Source organism: Pseudomonas sp. TE3644, assembly GCF_056278815.1.
In genome coordinates this window covers 730763-749009 of record NZ_JBWBQF010000001.1, presented here as the reverse complement: position 1 = coordinate 749009, position 18247 = coordinate 730763, and the positions used below count along the sequence as shown (strand labels likewise).

The window sequence follows — 18247 nt, the reverse complement described above, 5'->3', positions numbered from 1 at the left end:
GGGCAAAGCTCGAAAGAGTCGACTGGCAATGGTCGCCAGCCTGAACGAGCGCGAGTTTATCAGAGCTTCAGCTGCCGATCCGTCGGGTTTGCCCCTATAATCGCGGCCTTTATGAACGCATGGACTGGTCACGGGTCCAATTGCCAGTCATTGAATCAGGAGAGCTTCATGCTGCGCTTTATCGCCCCCCTCACCCTCGTGCTGGCCTTGCCCATGGCCGCCCACGCAGCCTCGCTGCAGGAGTTCGAGCTGGGCAAGCTGCTCCAGCAGGTCGCCGAGAAGAGCAACGCCGGCACCCCGCGCGAGATCAACGAAAACATCCTCGACCAAGGTTACACCGTCGAGGGCAGCGAACTGGTTGACCACCTGACCGTGCAAAAAGGCGAAGCCGAAAACATGCGCGCCAACCCGGAGGCCGTGCGCGTGCAACTGGGCCGCAGCGTGTGCAGCAACAAAGGCTACCGCGAGCTGATGGCCAAGGGCGCCGCCATGCGTTACGAGTTCACCGAAAACCACACCAACCTGGCGGTCACCACCCAGCGCTACACGGCGCAGCACTGCGCGCTGCTGGACGCCAAGCCTGCCAAGAAGAAGTAATCAGCCCGCCCGTTCGCGCCGTTGCTCATCATCGGCGCGCAACTCGGCCACCAGTGCCTGCATGTACCGCGAACGTCGCTGCGCCCCGTCCAGCCGCCGCAGGCATTCCTCCTCCAGGGTCACGTTGTTGGCCTGGGCCGCCCGGCTCAGCAGCCGCATCAATTCGTTATCCACTTCCAGACTGATACGCATCATCCCTGTCTCCCTGCGCAAGCAGCATCCGCGACATTACTTTGCCATCTGTGCTTAACCAGTAAACCAGACCTTTGCATAAATCGGATCCGTTCAGACGAGCGGTCGGTGAACATTATTTTTCATGGGGTGCGGTGCATCGCTGCCGAGGCGCAAGCAGTGGGCAGGGTCTAGATTTAAACCAACGAACCTGATGCAGGGTACCGAGGCGACCCTGAAGACCATCACTGCCTCAACCGCCCCGCCGTGGGCTTACTGCAACGTCCAGGGCTTAACCTGGACAGCCAGCGACACAAGCAGTGTCGCGGCCTGGCCGAACTGCTCGGCCCGGCCAAAGGTTCATATGCAGAAGGAGACGTTTGAATGCCTTACGAACCGAATGAGTTCCTGTCCAACCATTTCAACAGCAATGGCCTGGACCTGACCCGCCAGGTCGAAACCCAACTGAACCTGATCGCCCCCAGTAGCCCCAACCTTGCGCTGTACCGCGACATGATCCTGACCGTGATGCGCATGGCGCAGGATGACCGCAACCGCTGGAACGCCAAGATCACCCTGCAGGCGCTGCGCGAGCTGGAGCACGCCTTCCGCGTGCTGGAGCAATTCAAAGGGCGGCGCAAAGTAACCGTGTTCGGCTCGGCGCGCACCCCCTTGGAACACCCGCTTTATGCCCAGGCCAAGGAACTGGGCGCCGCCCTCGCCCGCGCCGACCTGATGGTGATTACCGGTGCTGGCGGCGGCATCATGGCCGCCGCCCACCAGGGCGCCGGGCTGGCGCACAGCCTGGGTTTCAACATTACCTTGCCGTTCGAACAGCATGCCAATGCCACCATGGAAGGCAGTGACCAACTACTGCCCTTCCACTTCTTCTTCATCCGCAAGCTGTTCTTCGTCAAGGAAGCCGATGGGCTGGTGCTATGCCCCGGCGGTTTCGGCACGCTGGATGAGGCACTGGAAGTACTGACGCTGATCCAGACCGGCAAGAGCCCGCTGGTGCCAGTGGTATTGTTGGATGCCCCCGGCGGCAGTTTCTGGCAGGACTGCCTGGACTTCATCGGCAAGCAACTGCGCGACAATCACTACATTCTGCCCACCGACCTCAAGTTGCTGCGCCTGGTGTACAGCGCCGAGGAAGCGGTGCAAGAGATCAATCGCTTCTACGCCAACTTCCATTCCAGTCGCTGGTTGAAGAACCTTTTCGTGATGCGCCTGAAACACCCAATGAACGAGGCGGCGCTGGTGCAGATGCAGCAAGACTTTGCCGACCTGTGCCTGAGCGACACCTTCCACCAGCATGCCTACGACGAGGAGACGTATCAGGAGCCTCAATTCAGCCACCTGACACGCCTGGCCTTTACCTTCAACGGCCGGGATAACGGCCGCCTGCGCGAGTTGGTGGACTACCTCAACCAGCCCCAACACTGGGCTGCAGAGCCTGCGCCTACACTGCCAGCCAGCAGAGGCGCCCGCCCCAGGAAAAGTGCGAAGGTGACGTGATCAGTCGTCCAGCCCACGGCCGCTGAGCAAGCGGCCGATCAGGTCCATCGGGTAACCGCGGTAGGCCAGGAATCGGGTTTGCTGCGCGCGGCTGCGCGGGTCGACCGGCCGTTGACCGGCAAACTTGCGCTGCCAGACTTCGGTCAATTGTTCCATCCAGTTGAACTCGCTTTCACGCAGGGCTTGTTCCACGTCGGCACGCAGCAAGCCACGCTGCCCCAGTTCCTCACGAATACGCACAGGCCCGTAGCCTGAACGGGCACGGTAGTTGATGAAGGCTTCGAGGTAACGGGATTCGGACAGCAGGCCCTCTTCCGTCAGCCGGTCGAGTTGCTGGTCGATCATTTCGGGGAGTGCGCCGCGCTGACGCAGTTTGCGCGTCAGCTCGACCCGACCGTGCTCGCGTCGCGCGAGCAGGTCCATTGCAGCCCGTCGCACAGCGACGGGTGTATCGAGAATGGCAGCCATGACGTGATTAGAAATCGACGTCGGCGTCTACCATTTCGTCTTCGGCAGCAGCTTCGACAGCCGGGGCTTTCTTGGCATCAACACCGCCAGTCAGCAGCTTGTCGCGAATCTGCTTCTCGAGGGCAGCACCGATTTCCGGGTTGTCCGCCAGGAACTTGGCCGAGTTGGCCTTGCCTTGACCGATCTTGCTGCCTTGGTAGCTGTACCAGGCGCCAGCTTTTTCCAGCAGGCCGTGAGCCACACCCAGGTCGATGATCTCGCCGTTCAGGTAGATACCCTTGCCGTAAAGGATCTGGAACTCAGCCTGACGGAATGGCGGGGCCACCTTGTTCTTGACGATCTTGACGCGGGTTTCGCTGCCGACCACTTCGTCGCCTTCCTTCACCGCGCCGGTACGGCGGATGTCCAGACGCACGGAGGCGTAGAACTTCAGCGCGTTACCACCGGTGGTGGTTTCCGGGCTGCCGAACATCACGCCGATCTTCATGCGGATCTGGTTGATGAAGATCACCAGGCAGTTGGCGTTCTTGATGTTACCGGTGATTTTACGTAGCGCCTGGGACATCAGACGGGCTTGCAGGCCCACGTGCATGTCGCCCATTTCGCCTTCGATTTCAGCCTTGGGTACCAGGGCCGCCACGGAGTCGACGATGATCACGTCAACGGCATTGGAGCGCACCAGCATGTCGGTGATTTCCAGGGCCTGTTCGCCGGTGTCCGGCTGCGAAACCAGCAGGTCGTCGACGTTGACGCCCAGCTTGCCGGCGTACTCGGGGTCCAGAGCGTGCTCGGCGTCGACGAACGCACAGGTGGCGCCCATCTTTTGCGCCTGGGCGATCACGGACAGGGTCAGGGTAGTCTTACCCGACGATTCAGGGCCGTAGATCTCGACGATACGGCCTTTTGGCAGGCCGCCAATGCCCAGGGCGATGTCCAGGCCTAGGGAACCGGTGGAGATAGCCGGGATGGCCTGACGGTCGTGGTCACCCATACGCATTACGGCACCCTTGCCGAATTGACGTTCGATCTGACCCAGGGCCGCAGCCAAGGCTTTCTTCTTGTTGTCGTCCATTAAAGTCCTCTCTAAAAATCAATAAGGCCAGAAGGCCGGATAACTGTATAAGTAGCCAGTATTATTCCACAGGGATCAGTGCTCGCCTACCCCCGTGCCGACATTTCTGTTGCCACAAGACGTATCAACCCCTCTAGCGCGGCCTTTACCGTTTGTCGGCGGACCTCATCGCGGTCGCCGGCGAACTGTTGGCGCTCGGAAATCACCTGATCGCCGTCGGCCCAGGCGAGCCAGACGGTGCCCACCGGTTTCTCGGCGCTGCCGCCGTCCGGCCCGGCGATGCCACTGACCGCCACGGCGAAACGCGCCCCGCTGCGCTGGGTGGCGCCCAGCGCCATGGCCTCTACCACCTGCTGGCTGACCGCACCGACGCGGGGGAACAGTTCGGCAGGCACGCCCAGCTGGGCGGTTTTCTGCGTGTTGGAATAGGTGATATAGCCCGCTTCGAACCAGGCCGAGCTGCCCGATATCCGGGTGATGGCCTCGCCGATGCCGCCGCCGGTGCAGGATTCGGCGGTGGTGACCTGGGCTTTCGCTGTACTGAGGTGTTTGCCAAGGGCGGAGGATAAAGAGGTTATCGTATCCATGACATTGGTCCGTGAGGGCTAAGTAGCCGCTCACGGTACTCCATCCTACAAATCAGTCTCAACTGTACGAATCTTGGGACCCGGTACAGCATGCATAGACATCCTGAGGAGCAGCTGGATCTGGAATAGGTGCTTGGCCTTTTGATCGATCACCATTTATCGACTCAATGGATATTTCGATATTGTCATGACCGCCCGGGACTGCAGGGGCGCTCCCGACTGGGACTGCTCCAATGGCAAATCCAGGACCGCCACCTCCACCTGCTGGACTCCCCGAAGGATAGAGCAAATGCACGCTGCCCAAGGATGTAGCACCGGTACTTGGGTCCCAACGGATGGCAGCCACCATCCCCCTATGCTCTGTGTCAATTACCAACCGAGGGACAAGCAGAAGGTTGGGCGCGACCCAATGGTCCGGATACCCCCCAGGCGGTACGTCTGCAAAATACTTCTGTGCAATGGGCGCAATTACTGCATCGTGAATCATGCGAGCAGTGTCGGAAGTCACCAACCCAAGTGCCGACGCACCGACTGCCACAGCAGTGAAGCCCAAACTGGCCGGACCAAATCCTGCCAAGAAGGTGAACGCAGCAGCGGTCCCCGCAACGTTCCCAACGAGACTAATGACGTCCCCAACGCTGAATTGCCGGGTATCTTTATACTCTGCTGTAATTTTTAGAAAAGTGGTCGTACCAGCGAAGGTATTCGTCGCAATATTTAGAAAGGGAACAAACCCACCCATTACGCTGACGATGGATAATACATTTGCAACCGCCGCCCCTGTCTGCGCATGTTGATTGACAAGAGCAAAACCCTGCTTATCCGAGTTAAACTGTTCCACCACGGCAGTTGCACCTGCCGCCCCTCCAACACCATCACCCACATACCCAACAATAATCTCTAATTTAATCGCCATAGCATTTACCTCAAGAGTTTTTCGGCAACGACAAAGAAGCAATAAATACAAGCAACCTGCTTGACAATAACTACCCTTTACGCCAGTACCAAAACGCGAAAAGGAACGAGAGCACTGACAGACCAAAAAAATAGGCAGCATACGTTCGCAGCAATTGCTGACGGCCCAGCCTCACTTGTTCAGCCACAGCGTCATCAAATAAAATGCAACCTGCAGTGTTTGCAGCCGCCCTGATTGTAAAATCATCCCCCCGAACTTCGACACTCAGCCTTACCGTTTCACCAACCGAAAGACGCCGAGCCCCACATCGAGTACCACTGGCAGACAATGGAGCGAAAACCTGTCTGGATGCCGAGCCAGGTTCAACCTTCAATAGAAAACGCAAAATCGTCCGATCGTCATCACTAGCACCTAAGGATTTCCAGATAACACCGGTTGCAGGGATAAGGGGAGCCGACTTTGAAATAGCTCTTTCTTGAAAAAACAAAACCAAAACTAGCCCAATGACCAAAAACGATGAGGCCGTCCATGCAAAAACTTTCACTCGCTGGCGGTCGCTCAACCCAATAAACACCGCCATCATTGACCGACAAGGATTTACTCTCAACGCTTTATTTCGACCCACAAGACTTCCTATTAACAGTGACTAAAAAACAGTCTTGAATGCGATAGTCACCCTCAGCTGATCACAGGCCACGGAAGGCGACCGAGCGCTATGTGGAACCTGACCATTAAAAACAACAAACCTTCCAGAACGCGGCAAGACCGATTTTATGACGTTCATTTTCTGATGATCATAAAAGACCAACTCGCCGCCCCAGCAACTAGCCCAGTGGGAATTACAGAATAATACGACTGTTTTTCCCCGCTCCTGCGGCTTGTTATCACGATGAATTGGGGAGTCCTGACCAAGCGTCTGGCCGTTAGCATATACTCCCAACAAAATTGCATCGGGAATATGCAACTCTTTTATTCTGCTCCAGACAGAAGCAAGAAAACCCCACTCGGGATTCACGGCCAACTCACTCGCACAACACTCGCCTTCCGGACGGCGCGCTCCAGCTATGAATATATGCCAGCAGGGCCTAGCGAAATAGGCATCGCTCCGAGGCCAACCATAGCGCCACATTGCGGCGCTGAACTGAACAGCAATTAGATTCTGCTCCTCGACAGTGATGCCATCGTCATGTACTTGAATATCGTCACTGGTAAAAATCATATACCTTCCTCAAGACGAACCGACTAAGAATCCCCTACCTCCAAACAAGTGGTCGAGATACGCCTCCGCAAAATCGGAACATTCAGTGCTACCCAACAACAGAAGACACCATCGAATCTATGGAATAATTACCAAAGCATCAACAGCACAAATGTAAACTAATTTCTCCGAGATAAAATTTGCACCAGAACAATCGAATACCCACACACTCAAAAGCAGATCGCTAGCCACCCATATTAAAAGTCGCGGAAGATTGCTAAACAAATTGAGTTGTGCCGAATATCCAAAAATATCAAGGGGGCGATTTTTTTACTCGGTCACAAGCGCTTGCGCCGCCCCGCCGCTCCCAACCCCAAGCGCTTAACTACCCAGCGCTCATAAAGGCTGAGCGCCACGTCCGCACCCGCCATGGCGGTCATGCACCCCAGCGCGCTGGCCGACCACAACGAAAACCCAGCACCATAAAGCAGCATGGTACCCGCCAACCCGCAGACCATGCAGGCCCCGGAGCGCATCAGCACGCGGCGCAGCAGGTGCCAGCCTTGCGCGCCCTCCTTGTCGGCGCGCCACATCTCGCCGGTGACGCCACCCAACAGCGCCAGCATCACGACCAGCCAGACGGGGACTTCCTGTAGAAATGCCTGGTTCAATTGCATGTCTCTTCCTCCTGGCAAGACGTTACAAAACCAGACTATGCGCTAATGCATATTTAATCAATGCATAAACGCATATGTCGTAGCCGCTGCCGACAGGCTGCGCTGGCCCTGCCCGCCACTGGAAATTTTCAGGGTTCACACGTGCCAGCGCAGCCTGGCGGCAGCGGCTACGTGATTGCGTCAGGGCCGGCAGGTGCATGTCGTTGGTTTTGGGGCGCTCTGTAGATCGCGCGCCGCCCGCGCGGCGCTTCCCGAGGTCCCCTCCCACATCTGTTTCGGGCCAGTTATGCCTGTGGCATCACCTGGTTCGCCTTGTTGGGCTGGGTTGGGATCTTGGGAGGGCTGTCAGCGGGCGTACATGCCCCACCAGAAGACGTGGCCGAGGATGATGATCTGCTCATCCTGCATCTGGGCGAAGCTGTAGTCTTCGTCGGGGTGTTCTTCGCGGTTGAAACTGCGCAGGCGAATGCCGGTAGGCAGCCTGTAAAGCTGTTTGACGCGCAATTGGCCGTTGTGGTTGATGGCGTACAGGTCACCATCGATGATGTCACCGATGCCGCGCTTGCCGGCATTGACCCCAACCGTAGCGCCATCGCGCAACACCGGGAGCATGCTGTTGCCGCGCACGGTCACGCATTTGGCCTGGTCGAACTGCACGCCGTTGTGGCGCAGGCTGCGCTTGCCGAATCGCAGGCTGGCGCGTTCGCTTTCCTCTATGACGAAGCGGCCCGAACCGGCAGCCAGTTCGACCTCGCGCAGGAAAGGCACGGACACCTCATCGTCCTCCACAGGCGTGTCATCGTCCCACAGGCTGATGTCACGCAGCTCCGCATGCCCATTGCCCGCCAGGCTGGCACGACCGCGCAACTGGTCGGTGCTGACGCGAAAATACTCGGCCAGTTTGGCGATGTGCTTGTCGGCGGGGTCGACGATCTTGCCGCCCAGGATGCGCGACAGGGTGGATTGCGGAACACCTGTGCGGCGGTGCAGCTCCGTGGCGGAGAGGCCGTCGCGCGCGAGCAGTTCCTTGAGAATGAGGGCTACGGTACGTTTTTGCATAAATGCATACTGACTTGCTTTACAGCAATTTACAAACACTGATCAGAATACCGCGTGATATCACCTACAAAAAGCGCCTAGGCGCTTCGTTGTCCGACCTGCGATTCGTCGCCTCGCCGGCGAAGAAAAACAAACTTGCCGCTGACCAGCTTTTTGCGTTTCGCACCCGCCAACGCCCCCGTGAACACAACACCATGCTCGGCACTGAACCACTGAGTGAAGACGTCACGGTTTTGCGAAAGATAGGCCTGGATTCGACCGCGAGCCGCCTCCACGGACGAATGACTACCGAAAACCGTCCGAGGTTCTTCCGACACCCTGCCTTTCTTGATCTTGCCGCTGTGTTTTTTCATACCCGCCTCCACGAAGCTGAGTTGTTGGGCTGACATTAACCCATCGCTTTTTGCAGGTCAAAAAGCAGGTCCATCAACGGATCGCCTTGACCAGCAACTCATACCGCGGCCTTCCACCGCGCCTGAGACGCGCCCTGTCTGATGAAAGCATTTGGTAGCCCAGCCCCTCATAAAGCGGCACCACATTATGATCTGGCTTGGACACGGAAACATGGGTGGCATCGATGACGGCTGCAAACAGCTCTGCCTGAAGCATCGCAACACCGAGAAACCTTTCCTTCAGCGGATGAGCCGGGTCTGGACAGGCCTCCACATAGGCCACATTGATATTCACCCTGGCCTTGGAGATTGTTGCAATCATCAGCCCACATAACCGCTGGTTCACGTAAAAAGAGACATCCATGCGCTTGGGCTTCTTCCTGAATTCACGCAGGATTTTTCGCCAATCCCACTCCACCCGACAGGCAGGATGTCGACGCCAACAATCAACCTCCTGCAGTTCGGGCTCGCCGATGCCTTGCAGCGCGACGGGCAGACCTGATTCATGCTGCAGTACAGGCTCAATCAACCTGAATGCGGAATCTGCAAGTTTTAGATAACGCTCGCGCAGATGGCTTGCCAATGGGAATCCTTCCCGTAAAAAAGAAGCGATATTAGCCCACGATGCAAGAAACCGCCGAGGGCAGAAACGTCTCAATCCGTTGCATGATAGGATTACGGCCTTCACGCCAGGCAGCAGGCGGTTACCGCCATGTTTTCGCGCCCTCGAATTCTCAAGATTCCTTTATAAGCTATTGATGAATAAAGCAATTTCAGACCTCTCCAGCCACACCCCCATGATGCAGCAGTACTGGAAGCTGAAAAACCAGCACCCAGACCAGTTGATGTTCTACCGCATGGGCGACTTCTACGAGATCTTCTACGAAGACGCGAAGAAAGCGGCCAAGTTGCTGGACATCACCCTCACGGCTCGCGGCCAGTCGGCGGGGCAATCGATCCCCATGTGCGGCATTCCGTACCACGCGGCCGAGGGTTACCTGGCCAAGCTGGTGAAGCTGGGCGAGTCGGTGGTCATCTGTGAGCAGGTTGGCGACCCGGCCACCAGCAAGGGCCCGGTGGAGCGCCAAGTCGTGCGCATCATCACCCCAGGCACGGTCAGTGACGAGGCGTTGCTGGATGAGCGCCGCGACAACCTGATCGCTGCGGTGCTGGGCGACGAGCGTCTGTTCGGCCTGGCGGTGCTGGACATCACCAGCGGCAATTTCTCGGTGCTGGAGATCAAGGGCTGGGAAAACCTGCTGGCGGAGCTGGAGCGCATCAACCCGGTGGAGCTGCTGATTCCCGATGACTGGCCCCAGGGCCTGCCGGCGGAGAAGCGCCGTGGCTCGCGCCGTCGCGCGCCGTGGGATTTCGAGCGTGACACCGCGCACAAAAGCCTTTGCCAGCAGTTCTCCACCCAGGACCTCAAGGGTTTTGGCTGCGAGAACCTGACCCTGGCCATCGGCGCCGCCGGCTGCCTGCTGGGCTACGCCAAGGAAACCCAGCGCACCGCCCTGCCCCACCTGCGCAGCCTGCGCCATGAGCGACTTGACGACACCGTGGTGCTGGACGGCGCCAGCCGCCGCAACCTGGAGCTGGACACCAACCTGGCCGGTGGTCGCGACAACACCCTGCAATCGGTGATCGACCGTTGCCAGACCGCCATGGGCAGCCGCCTGCTGACCCGCTGGCTGAACCGCCCGCTGCGCGACCTGAAGGTACTGCAGGCGCGCCAGAGTTCGATCCGCTGCCTGCTGGAAGGCTACCGTTTCGAAAGCCTGCAGCCGCAGCTGAAGGAAATCGGCGACATCGAGCGCATCCTCGCCCGTATCGGCCTGCGCAATGCCCGCCCTCGCGACTTGGCCCGCTTGCGCGACGCCCTGGCCGCGTTGCCGGACCTGCAAGTGGCGATGTCCGACCTTGAGGCGCCGCACTTGGCCCTGCTGGCCACCATTGCCGGCACCTACCCGGAGCTGGCCGACCTGCTGAGCAAGGCCATCATCGACAACCCGCCGGCCGTCATCCGTGACGGCGGCGTATTGAAGACCGGGTACGACAGCGAGCTGGACGAGCTACTGGCCTTGAGCGAGAACGCCGGCCAGTTCCTGATCGACCTGGAAGCCCGCGAAAAAGCCCGCACCGGCCTGGCCAACCTCAAGGTCGGCTACAACCGCGTGCACGGCTACTTCATCGAGCTACCCAGCAAACAGGCCGAACAGGCGCCGGTCGATTACATCCGCCGTCAGACCCTCAAGGGCGCCGAGCGCTTCATCACGCCTGAACTCAAGGCGTTCGAGGACAAGGCGCTGTCGGCGAAAAGCCGCGCCCTGGCCCGCGAGAAGATGCTGTACGACGCGCTGCTGGAAAACCTGATCGGCCATCTGCCACCGCTGCAGGACACCGCCGCGGCCCTGGCCGAGCTCGACGTGTTGAGCAACCTGGCCGAGCGCGCACTGAACCTGGACCTCAACTGCCCGGTGTTCGTCGACGAGCCGTGCCTGCGCATCAACCAGGGCCGTCACCCGGTAGTGGAGCAAGTGCTGACCACGCCGTTTGTGGCCAACGACCTGGCGCTGGACGACAACACGCGCATGCTGGTGATTACCGGCCCGAACATGGGCGGTAAATCCACCTATATGCGCCAGACCGCACTGATCGTGCTGATGGCCCATATCGGCAGCTTCGTACCGGCAGCCGGCTGCGAGCTGTCACTGGTGGACCGCATCTTCACCCGTATCGGCTCCAGCGATGACCTGGCCGGCGGCCGCTCGACCTTCATGGTGGAAATGAGCGAAACTGCCAACATCCTGCACAACGCCACGGACAAGAGCCTGGTGCTAATGGATGAAGTGGGCCGCGGTACCAGCACCTTCGACGGTCTGTCGCTGGCCTGGGCTGCTGCAGAGCGCCTGGCACAGCTCAAGGCGTACACGCTGTTCGCCACCCACTACTTTGAATTGACGGTACTGCCCGAAAACGAGCCACTGGTCGCCAACGTGCACCTGAGCGCCACCGAGCACAAGGAACGCATCGTGTTCCTGCACCACGTGCTGCCAGGCCCTGCCAGCCAAAGCTACGGACTGGCCGTGGCACAGCTGGCCGGCGTACCGAATGCGGTCATCGCCCGCGCCAAGGAACACCTGGGCCGCCTGGAAACGGCGAGCCTGCCACACGAACCCATCGCCAGCGCCCCGGGCCAACCCCAGGTACCGCACCAGAGCGATCTGTTCGCCAGCCTGCCGCACCCGGTGCTGGAACAACTCAGCAAGACCGACATTGATGGCATGACGCCACGTCAAGCAATCGAATTGCTCTATACACTGAAGACTCGGATCTAACGCAGCAGCGCGCAAGCTGATAGAATCCCGCGCGGTTTGGGAATGCCACGAACTCTTAGCCTGGTTCGCGGGCTGACCAGCCCAGACCGAGCGGCCCTTTTTCAGGGGCTTCGCTGCCGCCTTGAGGAGATATTTTGAAATGACCTTCGTCGTCACCGACAACTGCATCAAGTGCAAGTACACCGACTGCGTCGAAGTCTGTCCGGTGGACTGCTTCTACGAAGGCCCGAACTTCCTGGTGATTCACCCGGACGAGTGCATCGACTGCGCGCTTTGTGAGCCTGAATGCCCGGCCGTAGCCATTTTCTCTGAAGACGAAATTCCTGCGGGGATGGAGAACTTCATCGAGTTGAACGCCGAACTGGCGGAAATCTGGCCTAACGTGACCGAGCGTAAAGACCCACTGCCTGATGCGGCGGAATGGGACGGCAAGACTGGCAAAATCGCTGAACTGGAGCGCTGAGGCGTTCCAGGCGGCACCCATGAAGACCCCGCGAGGGGTCTTTTTTTTGCCTGCACTGCCCTGCCCGTAGCCGCTGCCGCCAGGCTGCGCTGGCCCTGAAGTTCACTGTAAATCTGCTGTGCACGCCATGGCCAGCGCAGCCTGGCGGCAGCGGCTACGAGTCAGATTCGAGTTCATGCAGGTAATCGCCAGGCAAAAAAAAGGGGCGGTTTGACCCGCCCACCTTTTCTGTCCCTATTCCCTGTATCCCTGTCATCGTCCTGATGAACCGCGTCCTGCGGTGTCCTGACCCTCATCCTTGAGCGCCTGTGCCTGCTCCTTGGCACAGGTTCGATAATAGAGATTCCAGATGACGATTCAACTGCACAAATCTTTCAGGAAAAGTCTTTTCCGCGGCGAAACACTCTAAAAACCTCAGTAAAAACAACCTCCTGCACGCTACCATGGAGAATCGCCGACAAGCCCAGCGCACAATCGCTTACAGAACGGACCTGCGGCAACCTACCCCGGAAACAACAACGCCCCGAACCAGTCGGGGCGTTTTGCGCTGCGGCAACCAATTACTGGAACAGTGATTCGCTGGACAGGCCGTTTTTCTCAAGGATCTCGCGCAGCCGTTTAAGGCCTTCGACCTGGATCTGGCGTACCCGCTCACGGGTAAGGCCGATCTCCAGGCCTACGTCTTCAAGGGTGCTGCTTTCATGTCCGCGCAGGCCGAAGCGACGCACCACCACTTCACGCTGCTTGTCGGTCAATTCGGATAGCCACTGATCGATGCTTTGCGACAGGTCATCGTCCTGCAGCAGGTCACAGGGGTCGGTGGGACGGTCATCAGTGAGGGTATCGAGCAATGTCTTGTCGGAATCCGGCCCCAGGGACACGTCTACCGATGACACCCGCTCATTGAGCCCCAGCATGCGCTTGACCTCGCCCACCGGTTTCTCCAGCAAGCTGGCGATCTCTTCCGGTGATGGTTCGTGGTCGAGCTTCTGGGTCAGTTCGCGCGCCGCCCGCAGGTAGACGTTGAGTTCCTTCACAACATGAATCGGCAGCCGGATGGTCCGGGTCTGGTTCATGATGGCGCGTTCGATGGTCTGGCGAATCCACCACGTAGCGTAGGTGGAGAAACGGAAACCGCGTTCGGGGTCGAATTTCTCGACGGCCCGGATCAGCCCCAGGTTGCCTTCTTCGATGAGGTCCAGCAGGGACAGGCCCCGGTTGACGTAGCGACGAGCGATTTTCACCACCAGCCGCAGGTTGCTTTCAATCATGCGCTTGCGGCCAGCCGGATCACCTTTTTGCGACAGGCGCGCAAAATGCACTTCTTCTTCCGGAGACAGCAGTGGGGAAAAACCGATTTCATTCAAATACAGCTGTGTCGCATCCAGCGCACGGGTGTAATCGATGTACTTGTGCTGCTTGAGCGCAGTAGAGTTTTTGGTCTTGGCACGAACAGAAGTCACGACCGGTTCTTCGTCCGCCTCCGCGTCCAGAACGATGCCAGTCTCCATAAGGAGTACCTCATCGTCTATGTCAAACTCCGGCGCTTCTTTGTTGAGAGCCATTTGTTATAGTCCTTTGTTGAGTTCGACCTCAAGCTCCAACGTCGCGCTTATCCTTGGCAACGTTAAAGCCTGTCCCCACTACATCAGGAACAGGCTTGGCAACCGGTCAGCGACGCGGCAGGAATTGCAGAGGATCCACTGGCTTGCCCTGGCGGCGAATTTCGAAGTGAAGCTTCACCCGGTCTGTACCCGTGGAACCCATCTCGGCAATTGTCTGCCCGGCCTTGACCTGTTGCCCCTCCCGAACCAAAAGCCTGCGGTTGTGACCGTAGGCACTGACGTAGGTATCGCTGTGCTTGATGATGATCAACTCGCCGTAGCCCCGCAACCCACTCCCGGCGTACACCACTGAACCATCAGACGCGGCAAAAACAGGCTGTCCCAATTCCCCGGCGATATCAACGCCTTTATTCAAACTACCGTTTGAAGCAAATTTTCCAATCAGGACACCATTCGACGGCCAGGTCCAGCCCCCTGCGATCTTCTCTCCCGCAGGCACCGGCACGGGCTCGGGCGCAGCCACGACAGGCGCTGGCGCAGCGGTTTTCTGACCCGGCGCACCCGGCACCGGCGTGAAGATAATGGGCCGACGAGTGACCTTGAACGAGCCCGACGGCGACGCCGATGTATCAGTTTGCGTACTTGCAACCGGTACAGACGGGGCACTGCCGTCACCGAAGCGAATCACCTGTCCCGGATGAATGGTATAGGGCTCGGGAATGTTGTTGCGCGCCGCCAGGGCCTTGTAGTCCCAGGAGTAGCGGAAGGCGATGGAGAACAGCGTGTCGCCGCGCTTGACCCGGTATTGGCCCGTGGTGACCGGCTGGCGCTCGGGCGCGGCCGGTGCGGACGCGCCGCCGCTGCTGCGATCGACCACGCGCACGCCGCCCGCAGGGTGGCTTGCGCAACCGGCCAACGTGGTTGCAAGGGCGAGACCAATCACCAGAAGCTTGTAGCTCGATAGTCCTGCATGCTGCCGAATGACTGTGGGACTCACCCGCCGCTCCCTTGAAAATGGTGGCTGATAGAAAAATAGACTGTTGTGTCGCAATTATAACCATCCACTCGGACAATTCTGACGTATTCGCGTAACAACCTGTGAAGGCTGCGCTGTCAGACACAGGCTGCGCTCGAGAATTCACCCTTGCGTTGAAAACCCGCTCAGGCCAGCGGGCCGTTCAACAGCGGCACGAAACGCACAGCCCCCAGCACATGCCGGGAGAAGCCGTGCTCCTCGCGTACGATCAGCATCAGTTGCTGCACTTCACCGCTGCCCACCGGAATCACCAGGCGCCCCCCCGGCGCCAGCTGGTCGAGCAAGGCCTGGGGTACATCAGTGGCCACGGCGGTGACGATAATGCCGTTGTAAGGGGCCAGCGCCGGCCAGCCTTCCCAGCCATCGCCCCAGCGGAACACCACGTTGCGCAGGTTGAGCTCGACCAGACGCTCCTTGGCGCGGTCCTGCAGCACCTTGATGCGCTCCACCGAAAACACTCGCTCAACCAGTTGCGACAGCACGGCCGTCTGGTAGCCCGAGCCGGTGCCGATCTCCATGACCTTGTCCAACGGCCCGGCCTCCAGCAGCAGCTCGCTCATGCGCGCCACCATGTAGGGCTGGGAAATGGTCTGGTTATGGCCGATGGGCAGCGCGGTGTCTTCATAGGCGCGGTGCGCGAGCGCCTCGTCGACGAACAGATGACGAGGGGTGCGGCGAATCACGTCCAGCACCTGGCTGTTGCTGACGCCCTCTTCGTACAGGCGCTGGATTAGCCGCTCACGCGTGCGCTGGGAGGTGAAACCGATACCGCGCCGGGTCAGATCATCTTGCTCGCGCATCAACGCAGTCCCTCCAGCCAGCCTTCCAGGCCGGCAAAGGCCGGGTTGAATGTGCGGTCCAGTTGCAACGGCGTGACCGACACGTAGCCCTGCATCACCGCGTGGAAATCGGTACCCGGGCCGCCGTCTTCGGCATTGCCGGCCGCGGCGATCCAGTACCCTTCCCGGCCACGCGGGTCGACCATGCGCACCGGGGCCGCCGCACGGGCGCGATGGCCCAGGCGGGTCAGCTGGATGCCGCGGATGCGGTCCAGCGGCAAATTCGGGACGTTGACGTTGAGCACCGTGCGCGGTGGCAGGTCGAGCTGCCCGTGGGCCTCGACCAGATGACGCGCATACCAGGCCGCCGTCGCCAGGTTATCGACCTGGCGTGACAGAAACGAGAACGCGAACGCCGTGCGGCCCAGGAAGCGACCCTCCAGCGCAGCTGCGACCGTGCCGGAATACAGCACGTCGTCACCCAGGTTGGCGCCCATGTTGATCCCCGACACCACCAGATCCGGCTCCTGCGGCAGCAGGCCGTTGAGCCCCAGGTGCACGCAATCGGTAGGGGTGCCGTTGAGGCTGATGAAGCCGTTGGCCAGGCGCTGCGGGTGCAGCGGCCGGTCCAGCGTCAGCGAGCTGCTGGCACCGCTGCGGTCGCCGTCGGGGGCGATCACCGTGCACTCGGCGTAGTCGGCCAGCGCTTCATGCAGCGCGGCCAGGCCGGGCGCGGCGACCCCGTCGTCGTTAGATATCAGAATACGCATGGGCTGTCCGTCTGCCCTGCCGGCACCAGATCGACGAGCTCGCGCACCACGACGGTGGCGAAGCATCCGGCCGGCAGGACGAATTCCAATTGCAGAATGTCAGGCTCCGGATAATGCCACGTCAAACCGCCGATGGGCAGCCGCAGGATGCGTCGTTCGTGCGCCATGCCCGCTTTTGCCAGCCAATCTCCGAGCGGTGCCAACCGCGCACCGACATTCTGCTCCAGTTCATGGATGGCGCCCGCAGCCGGCGAGTCACCTTCGCCCCACATCGGGCCGGTGGGGTGCAGGTCGAGAATGGCCAGGCGCGGGTCGCTGCACTCGGCTTCACCGGCGGGGAAAAAGCTGCGGCTGTCGGTAAACGCCAGCAGGTCGCCGACCCGGGCCTGGTTCCAGCTGCCATCGGCCACCCGCGCTGCCAGCACCTGATTGAACAGGTAGCTGCGCGCCGTGGACAACAGGCGTGAACGCACGTTGCGCTGTTCAGGCAAAGCCTGGCGCTCAGCCCACTGGCGGGCGTCGTGGACGTTGCCACCCTGGAAGCCGAAGCGCTGGGTGCCGAAGTAGTTCGGTACGCCAGTAGTCTTGAGCTGCTCGAGGCGGGCGTCCAGTGCGGCATGGTCAGCCGCAAGGGCGGTCAGGCGCAGGGTGAAACCGTTTGCGGAGTGCGCACCGCGCTGCAACTTGCGCTTGTGGCGGGCAATCTTGAGGATGCTCAGGGTTTCGTTTTCGGCGGCGCTCAGATCCGGGTCGGCCTTGCCCGGCAGATGCAGGCTGAACCACTGACGGGTCAGCGCCTGACGGTCCTTCAGGCCCGCATAGCTGACCGTGCGCAGCGGCACGCCCGCAGCCTTGGCCAGGCGGCGTGCGGCTTCCTCGGTGTTGAGGTTGCGCTTTTCCACCCCACAGCCACAGGTGCTCGCCTTCACCGGCCAACGGGATATCCAGCACTTCATCCACCTGGAAGTCTTCGGCGGTGGCCTTGAGCACGGCACCCCCCAGCGCGGCCCCGGCAGCGCAGGGGCCCAACAGTTCGAGTTCGTTCATGCTGGCAACAACAAGGCGACGGCGTGAACCGCGATACCTTCCTCACGGCCGGTAAAGCCCAGCTTCTCGGTGGTGGTGGCCTTGACGTTGACCTGGTCCAGCTCGACCTGCAGGTCGGCGGCGATCAGGGCACGCATGGTGTCGATGTGCGGGGCCATTTTCGGGGCCTGGGCAACAATGGTGGCGTCGACGTTGCCGACCTTCCAGCCCTTGGCCTGGACGATGGCGACCACGTGGCGCAGCAGCACGCGGCTGTCGGCACCCTTGAATTGCGGATCGGTGTCGGGGAAGTGCTTGCCGATATCGCCCAGTGCGGCCGCGCCGAGCAGGGCATCGCTCAAGGCATGCAGCAGCACGTCGCCGTCGGAATGGGCGAGCAGGCCGAATTTATGGGCGATCTGGACGCCGCCCAAGGTAATGAAATCGCCGTCAGCGAAACGGTGCACATCGTAGCCGTGGCCAATACGCATAAATAGAAAAGCCCTGAAGGAGACAGGGCGTGATTCTACCTGCTTTATGTAACAACCGGGCTGCAAAAAACGGCCCCGAAACGCCGCAGGGCAAGGGCAAAACGACATCATCCGTACACGCAAA

The 18247-nt window shown here is 60.0% G+C and carries 20 protein-coding genes and 1 pseudogene; 4 read left to right on the top strand and 17 right to left on the bottom strand.

Annotated elements, in window-relative coordinates:
- Positions 1-168 precede the first annotated feature (168 nt).
- Complete coding sequence (locus ACZ9GA_RS03330; RefSeq protein WP_457357102.1) at positions 169-597, top strand: PA3611 family quorum-sensing-regulated virulence factor; 429 nt, start codon at positions 169-171, stop codon at positions 595-597.
- On the opposite strand, the gene ACZ9GA_RS03325 is transcribed toward ACZ9GA_RS03330, so the two are convergent.
- Complete coding sequence (locus tag ACZ9GA_RS03325) at positions 598-792, bottom strand: hypothetical protein (protein WP_457357104.1); 195 nt, start codon at positions 790-792, stop codon at positions 598-600.
- 360 nt (positions 793-1152) lie between these two features.
- On the opposite strand from ACZ9GA_RS03325, the gene ACZ9GA_RS03320 reads away from it, so the two are divergent.
- Positions 1153-2286: an LOG family protein gene (locus ACZ9GA_RS03320; RefSeq protein WP_457357106.1), complete on the top strand. Its 1134-nt coding sequence runs from the start codon at positions 1153-1155 to the stop codon at positions 2284-2286.
- On the opposite strand, the gene recX is transcribed toward ACZ9GA_RS03320, so the two are convergent.
- The 10 genes from recX to ACZ9GA_RS03270 all read right to left on the bottom strand — a co-directional run bounded on the left by recX (position 2287) and on the right by ACZ9GA_RS03270 (position 9238).
- Complete coding sequence (recX, locus tag ACZ9GA_RS03315; protein ID WP_457357108.1) at positions 2287-2754, bottom strand: recombination regulator RecX; 468 nt, start codon at positions 2752-2754, stop codon at positions 2287-2289.
- A gap of 7 nt (positions 2755-2761) precedes the next feature.
- A complete protein-coding gene (recA, locus tag ACZ9GA_RS03310) occupies positions 2762-3826 on the bottom strand; it encodes a recombinase RecA (protein ID WP_457357110.1) in 1065 nt (354 codons plus the stop codon).
- 86 nt (positions 3827-3912) lie between these two features.
- Positions 3913-4413 carry a CinA family protein gene (locus ACZ9GA_RS03305; protein WP_457357112.1) on the bottom strand — a complete coding sequence of 167 codons (501 nt, stop codon included), beginning with the start codon at positions 4411-4413 and terminating at the stop codon, positions 3913-3915.
- 58 nt (positions 4414-4471) lie between these two features.
- Complete coding sequence (locus tag ACZ9GA_RS03300; RefSeq protein ID WP_457357114.1) at positions 4472-5329, bottom strand: hypothetical protein; 858 nt, start codon at positions 5327-5329, stop codon at positions 4472-4474.
- Positions 5330-5399: 70 nt separating this feature from the next.
- Positions 5400-5954 carry a hypothetical protein gene (locus ACZ9GA_RS03295; protein ID WP_457357116.1) on the bottom strand — a complete coding sequence of 185 codons (555 nt, stop codon included), beginning with the start codon at positions 5952-5954 and terminating at the stop codon, positions 5400-5402.
- A 21-nt stretch (positions 5955-5975) separates the two neighbouring features.
- Positions 5976-6548, bottom strand: coding sequence for a 2OG-Fe(II) oxygenase (locus tag ACZ9GA_RS03290; protein ID WP_457357118.1), 573 nt, complete (start codon positions 6546-6548; stop codon positions 5976-5978).
- Positions 6549-6865: 317 nt separating this feature from the next.
- On the bottom strand, positions 6866-7204 hold the full coding sequence (locus ACZ9GA_RS03285) for a phage holin family protein (protein WP_457357120.1): 339 nt from the start codon (positions 7202-7204) through the stop codon (positions 6866-6868).
- A gap of 345 nt (positions 7205-7549) precedes the next feature.
- Entirely contained in the window at positions 7550-8263 is a 714-nt protein-coding gene (locus tag ACZ9GA_RS03280) for a LexA family transcriptional regulator (RefSeq protein ID WP_457357122.1), read from the bottom strand.
- A 77-nt stretch (positions 8264-8340) separates the two neighbouring features.
- The gene (locus tag ACZ9GA_RS03275) at positions 8341-8616 is read right to left on the bottom strand and encodes a hypothetical protein (protein ID WP_457357124.1); all 276 of its coding nucleotides are present in this window, start codon (positions 8614-8616) and stop codon (positions 8341-8343) included.
- A gap of 73 nt (positions 8617-8689) precedes the next feature.
- The gene (locus tag ACZ9GA_RS03270) at positions 8690-9238 is read right to left on the bottom strand and encodes a hypothetical protein (protein ID WP_457357126.1); all 549 of its coding nucleotides are present in this window, start codon (positions 9236-9238) and stop codon (positions 8690-8692) included.
- A gap of 187 nt (positions 9239-9425) precedes the next feature.
- Here ACZ9GA_RS03270 and mutS point away from each other — a divergent pair, with 187 nt between their 5' ends.
- Positions 9426-11993 (top strand): DNA mismatch repair protein MutS, encoded by a 2568-nt coding sequence (mutS, locus tag ACZ9GA_RS03265; protein ID WP_457363587.1) that lies wholly within the window; start codon positions 9426-9428, stop codon positions 11991-11993.
- 139 nt (positions 11994-12132) lie between these two features.
- On the top strand, positions 12133-12456 hold the full coding sequence (gene fdxA / locus ACZ9GA_RS03260; protein WP_027978797.1) for a ferredoxin FdxA: 324 nt from the start codon (positions 12133-12135) through the stop codon (positions 12454-12456).
- A 560-nt stretch (positions 12457-13016) separates the two neighbouring features.
- Here the strand turns inward: fdxA and rpoS are convergent.
- From rpoS to ispF, 6 genes and pseudogenes are all read right to left on the bottom strand, one after another.
- Positions 13017-14021, bottom strand: a complete 1005-nt coding sequence (gene rpoS / locus ACZ9GA_RS03255; RefSeq protein WP_455924336.1) for an RNA polymerase sigma factor RpoS — start codon at positions 14019-14021, stop codon at positions 13017-13019.
- A gap of 106 nt (positions 14022-14127) precedes the next feature.
- Entirely contained in the window at positions 14128-15018 is an 891-nt protein-coding gene (locus tag ACZ9GA_RS03250; protein ID WP_457357128.1) for a peptidoglycan DD-metalloendopeptidase family protein, read from the bottom strand.
- A 164-nt stretch (positions 15019-15182) separates the two neighbouring features.
- Positions 15183-15857 (bottom strand): protein-L-isoaspartate(D-aspartate) O-methyltransferase, encoded by a 675-nt coding sequence (locus tag ACZ9GA_RS03245; protein WP_457357130.1) that lies wholly within the window; start codon positions 15855-15857, stop codon positions 15183-15185.
- Positions 15857-16606: a 5'/3'-nucleotidase SurE gene (gene surE, locus ACZ9GA_RS03240; protein WP_457357132.1), complete on the bottom strand. Its 750-nt coding sequence runs from the start codon at positions 16604-16606 to the stop codon at positions 15857-15859. The genes ACZ9GA_RS03245 and surE overlap by 1 nt, the downstream gene beginning before the upstream one ends.
- Positions 16594-17653 (bottom strand): annotated as a pseudogene (truD, locus tag ACZ9GA_RS03235) (tRNA pseudouridine(13) synthase TruD). The gene surE and the pseudogene truD overlap by 13 nt, the downstream one beginning before the upstream one ends.
- The gene (ispF, locus tag ACZ9GA_RS03230; protein ID WP_027978803.1) at positions 17650-18123 is read right to left on the bottom strand and encodes a 2-C-methyl-D-erythritol 2,4-cyclodiphosphate synthase; all 474 of its coding nucleotides are present in this window, start codon (positions 18121-18123) and stop codon (positions 17650-17652) included. Before ispF ends, truD begins: the two are co-directional and overlap by 4 nt.
- Positions 18124-18247: the final 124 nt, after the last annotated feature.

Bases quoted from the DNA above. Each gene is read 5' to 3' on its own strand.
- ispF (WP_027978803.1), bottom strand. From the start codon at position 18,123: ATGCGTATTGGCCACGGCTACGATGTGCACCGTTTCGCTGACGGCGAT.
- ACZ9GA_RS03305 (WP_457357112.1), bottom strand. From the start codon at position 4,413: ATGGATACGATAACCTCTTTATCCTCCGCCCTTGGCAAACACCTCAGT.
- ACZ9GA_RS03285 (WP_457357120.1), bottom strand. From the start codon at position 7,204: ATGCAATTGAACCAGGCATTTCTACAGGAAGTCCCCGTCTGGCTGGTC.
- ACZ9GA_RS03245 (WP_457357130.1), bottom strand. From the start codon at position 15,857: ATGCGCGAGCAAGATGATCTGACCCGGCGCGGTATCGGTTTCACCTCC.
- fdxA (WP_027978797.1), top strand. From the start codon at position 12,133: ATGACCTTCGTCGTCACCGACAACTGCATCAAGTGCAAGTACACCGAC.
- recA (WP_457357110.1), bottom strand. From the start codon at position 3,826: ATGGACGACAACAAGAAGAAAGCCTTGGCTGCGGCCCTGGGTCAGATC.
- ACZ9GA_RS03275 (WP_457357124.1), bottom strand. From the start codon at position 8,616: ATGAAAAAACACAGCGGCAAGATCAAGAAAGGCAGGGTGTCGGAAGAA.
- ACZ9GA_RS03280 (WP_457357122.1), bottom strand. From the start codon at position 8,263: ATGCAAAAACGTACCGTAGCCCTCATTCTCAAGGAACTGCTCGCGCGC.
- ACZ9GA_RS03330 (WP_457357102.1), top strand. From the start codon at position 169: ATGCTGCGCTTTATCGCCCCCCTCACCCTCGTGCTGGCCTTGCCCATG.
- ACZ9GA_RS03290 (WP_457357118.1), bottom strand. From the start codon at position 6,548: ATGATTTTTACCAGTGACGATATTCAAGTACATGACGATGGCATCACT.
- ACZ9GA_RS03320 (WP_457357106.1), top strand. From the start codon at position 1,153: ATGCCTTACGAACCGAATGAGTTCCTGTCCAACCATTTCAACAGCAAT.
- ACZ9GA_RS03325 (WP_457357104.1), bottom strand. From the start codon at position 792: ATGATGCGTATCAGTCTGGAAGTGGATAACGAATTGATGCGGCTGCTG.
- rpoS (WP_455924336.1), bottom strand. From the start codon at position 14,021: ATGGCTCTCAACAAAGAAGCGCCGGAGTTTGACATAGACGATGAGGTA.
- recX (WP_457357108.1), bottom strand. From the start codon at position 2,754: ATGGCTGCCATTCTCGATACACCCGTCGCTGTGCGACGGGCTGCAATG.
- ACZ9GA_RS03300 (WP_457357114.1), bottom strand. From the start codon at position 5,329: ATGGCGATTAAATTAGAGATTATTGTTGGGTATGTGGGTGATGGTGTT.
- surE (WP_457357132.1), bottom strand. From the start codon at position 16,606: ATGCGTATTCTGATATCTAACGACGACGGGGTCGCCGCGCCCGGCCTG.